The organism is Candidatus Angelobacter sp., assembly GCA_035607015.1.
Taxonomy (GTDB): Bacteria; Verrucomicrobiota; Verrucomicrobiia; order Limisphaerales; family AV2; genus AV2.
Map to the genome: position 1 here is coordinate 1 of DATNDF010000470.1, position 3,922 is coordinate 3,922.

Below are 3,922 nucleotides of genomic sequence, written 5' to 3' on the forward strand. Positions count from 1 at the left end.
ACCGTTCAGCCACCATAGCTTTTCGCCATTCGCCGGATCGTAGCCCGCCAGTTCAAGCGCGCCCGCGACGAGCAATTCCTTGCGCCCGTCGCGCTGCCATACCGCCGGCGTCGAGTAACTGCGCACTGCGTCCGGTCGTGCGGTTTTCCAAACCAGTCTGCCCGTCGCACAGTCGAATGCGGCAAGAAAACTGTCTCGATCATGGTCCTGATTGAGGATGACCTTGCCATCCATCACGATGGGCGAACTTCCTGCGCCGTATTCATCCTGGAAGGGGCCCAGACGGTCTTCCCACTCTTTTTTCCCGTCAAGGTCGTAGCAAATCAGGCCGTAACTGCCGAAGAACACGAACAACCGCTGGCCCTCAATCACCGGAGTCGCCGTGGCCGGGCTGCCAATCTGATGAGTCTGTTCGACGCGCTCAACCGTGACAGCACGTCGCCACAGCGTCCGTCCATCCTTCTCATCGAGCGCCAGCGTCGTCAGTTCCTTCGACTCGGCCCGGTAAGAGGTCAGAAATATCCGGCCATTGACCAGGATCGGCGTGGAGTGTCCCGGATCGATCGGCACCCGCCAGACTGAAGTGCGTGGCGCTTCGAAGTTTTCGGGCAGCGGACCCACGCCCGTGCCGGCGACGCCTTCGTCGGAACGAAAGTACTTCGCGTCGGCCGGGCTTGAGGCTAGCGAGGCAGTGGTTATGACGGAGCAGCACCAGATCAGCGAACGGTTTTTCGATAAGAATGACATGGCCACGATGATTTCGGGGAGGTTGGATACCACGAGGTTCTGGTTAGAGCAATCGTGAAGAAATCGAACGCGCGTCCGCGACGAAAGGCGATGGTTGAGGACACTTGTCAATCCGGCCCGCCGGAGTATGCTGATACCGTTCACACTCGATGCCACCATGTATCCCTCGGCGAAAACGATCTTGCTCAAGGCGGCCATCCTGACCGGTTTCGCGTTGTTCGGCCCGAGCGGGACGGTGGTGTTCGCCCAGGCGCCGACGACCAATCAACCGTGGGCCTACCTTCTCGTCGGTGACAGCTATCTGCTCGACGATTGCCCGGTCTGTGACCGGGCGGTCATCCAGATCCCGTTGCGCGGCACGTTCGATCTTCGGCTGCTGGAGGCCAACTCCCTCTCCTCCCTATACGCCGTCGAGAACATCCAGTTTACGGCGGGCGACCGGCCCTACCGGATCACGGGAAGTGGCACGTTTGAAATCGGCGGGGATTTCGCACTCACTCAGGACATGTCGTTGCAACTGCAAATTGACGATGGCTTCACGAACAGGCTCTGTTATTTCACCAACTCGACCATGTTACCCGATCGACATTGGCCGATGATCGATGCGACGGTGAACCAGACGAACGGCACTTTGACCCAGACCTACACGTTGCGACTGGCCGCGGCGCCGGTCCGCGAAATCTGGTTCTCTACCACCAATTTTTTTATCGCGACCTCCGGACCGGCCGCTTCCGAAGGCGTCATGAGCGGCGATCTCCTCTCCACTGCCGGTCGGATTGTTAAACGCAACGCGGACTTGTTTACCTCCGTCGGCGCCTACCCTCCCGCCCCTGATCTGGGCCTCGACGCGGTGGACATGCTGCCCGGCGGTGAAATCGCTTTCTCGCTTCGATCCGACATCACCAGCAACACCCTGGGCCCGTTGCAGCATGGCGACCTCCTCTCCACGAAGGGCCGCATCATTCGGCGCAACCAGGAACTGCTCGCGCCGTTCGGTATCCAGCCGCCGGCGCCGGATGTGGGTCTGGACGCCGTGCAGGTTCTCGACACCGGCGAAATCCTGTTTTCAATCCAGTCGAATATTTTCTCCGAGCAACTCAGCGCCTCGCTCCACCGCGGTGATCTCCTCTCCAGCACGGGAGCGATCGCGCGCAACAACCAGCAACTCCTCGCCCGGTTCCAGCCGACAAACTCCGCCAGCGATTACGGGCTCGACGCGCTCTACGTCTGGAGCAGTGGGGAAACCTGGTTTTCAACCGAAGACGGTTTCCAGGACAAAACCCTCGGCCCGATCTCGGGCGGCGATTTGCTCAGCGACCAGGGTTACATCGTGTTTCGTAATGCCGACCTGCTGAATGCATTCGCGCCTACCAATGCCCCACCCGATCTCGGTCTGGACGCGCTCTACGTCATCACCGACGATATCGCGCCCGCGCCGGCTCCGGCTCTGACGATTCAAGTCAACAGCACCAACGGCACCGCAGGTTTGACGTGGCAAGGATTGGGCCGAGTGTTCCAACTCGAACGCGCCGACGACGTGGCCGGACCCTACCTGCCGTTCAGTCCCCTTCTGCCGGACCTCGATTTTGACGACGCGGGGGCGCTTACCAACCGCTCCCAATCCTATTACCGACTCCGTCAGTGGTAACCCAAACGCGCCAGAGGAGTTCGGCCCGGCAGTCGCCGGCGCGGTCAATGAAGACGGAACGTCCGCGCCGCCCGGCTACGGACGACCGTCCGTTTACACGTCGCCAAAAGGACCGGATCCGCGTGCGCAGCGCATCACGGCAAATGTGTTGGAGAGAATGAAACGACGGGTGAAGTCAGCCGTGTAGCCCTTGGAAATACCCGGTGGTGACTGCGATTCGTTCAACCATTGACCGGTCATAACGAAACGTTGTCGTAGAGGCGGCAAACAATCCCAACGGGATTACGCCCTCCAGCCCAAGGTTGCCGAGCTTGCGAGGCTACCTTGGGTCACAATGCGGAAATGGATTCAACCGCAACGCGGTTGTGGCAAATGTCGCGCGCGATGGATGGATGGGAATGGCCGCAACCGCTTTGCGGTTGGAAATTATTTGCGGACGGTGACCCAGGGTAGCTCGTGCCTCGCAACCCTGGGCTTTGCGACATAGCCCCGTTGGGGTTGATACCCGCCAGCAATTAGTTTAATCGTGTTGCGGTCGTTTGCTCACCACACGAAGCGTATGAAAACGCGCCTCTAATTTGGATTCGTCCCACTTCGCCTCGTCCAGGTTCTTGCCCAAGGCTGATGCCGAGGCACAAACACGCCCGCCAGGCACAGTGAGTACATAACGCACCTCTTTGAACGGGCCACGCCATGACTCTCCGGTTCTGACGAATTTCGTCCCCACGACCTCACCGAAGCGGACTGATGAAACAGAGATTTCAACGCGTCCGTCACCTTGTGCCTCCACTTCAGCAAGTGTCGCCGCCGCTTTCTCAGAAACCACGTCCAGAGCAATGAGCAACCCTTTCCAAGAGATAAGGCTATCCTTGCGCAACTTGGCGTCAGTCGGCAGATCCATCTCTACATAGAGTGGTGGTTCAGCAATCCTCTTTGATTCTTCCTGAATCCACTTAACGAGCCCCGACGGCGAGACCATCAAAAAACCGATCGCGAAATGAAGGCAATCGTTTTCTTGTTCCAGCGCGGATAACCACTCTTGTAGCGCAGCCAGATCTTCTCTGAGCAGTTTCTCTGCTTCTGCTGCGGAATGAGCTTCAATCCGATTGCCGAGAAGAGGAAGTAAGATTGCGAGGCCGGTATCCTCGTTGAGTTTTTCGGGTGAGCGAGATGCGAATTTCTTTCTGAACGGCTGCAGGTAGCGCAGTCCTTCTGGCAAAATTGATGCGCGCTGCATAATTTGGCTTTAGTTGGTTTTCGTTGTCACCTTGCGCATCAGACTTCACCGCCTCACACCAAAATCCTCTTCACCACTTCGCCCGCCACATCGGTCAAACGATAGTCGCGGCCCTGGAAACGAAACGTCAGGCGCGTGTGGTCAATACCGAGCTGTTGGAGAATGGTCGCCTGAAGATCGAAGACGTGCACCGGATTCTCGGTCACGTTGTAGCCGTAGTCATCCGTCGAGCCATAAGTCATGCCCGGTTTGATTCCCGCGCCCGCCATCCAGACGGTGAAGCAGCGGGG

4 protein-coding genes are annotated in these 3,922 nt (G+C 58.6%); 1 reads left to right on the plus strand and 3 read right to left on the minus strand.

Going from position 1 to position 3,922, the window contains the following annotated elements; translation table 11 throughout:
- Positions 1-780 (minus strand): PQQ-binding-like beta-propeller repeat protein (locus VN887_18835; GenBank protein ID HXT42072.1); only part of this gene is annotated, 780 nt, incomplete at its 3' end.
- Positions 781-874: 94 nt separating this feature from the next.
- On the opposite strand from VN887_18835, the gene VN887_18840 reads away from it, so the two are divergent.
- Entirely contained in the window at positions 875-2,395 is a 1,521-nt protein-coding gene (locus VN887_18840) for a hypothetical protein (GenBank protein HXT42073.1), read from the plus strand.
- A gap of 520 nt (positions 2,396-2,915) precedes the next feature.
- Here VN887_18840 and VN887_18845 read toward each other — a convergent pair.
- Both VN887_18845 and VN887_18850 read right to left on the minus strand, forming a co-directional pair.
- Positions 2,916-3,632 (minus strand): hypothetical protein, encoded by a 717-nt coding sequence (locus VN887_18845; GenBank protein HXT42074.1) that lies wholly within the window; start codon positions 3,630-3,632, stop codon positions 2,916-2,918.
- Between the two features lie 53 nt (positions 3,633-3,685).
- Positions 3,686-3,922 (minus strand): DUF1501 domain-containing protein (locus tag VN887_18850; GenBank protein HXT42075.1); only part of this gene is annotated, 237 nt, incomplete at its 5' end.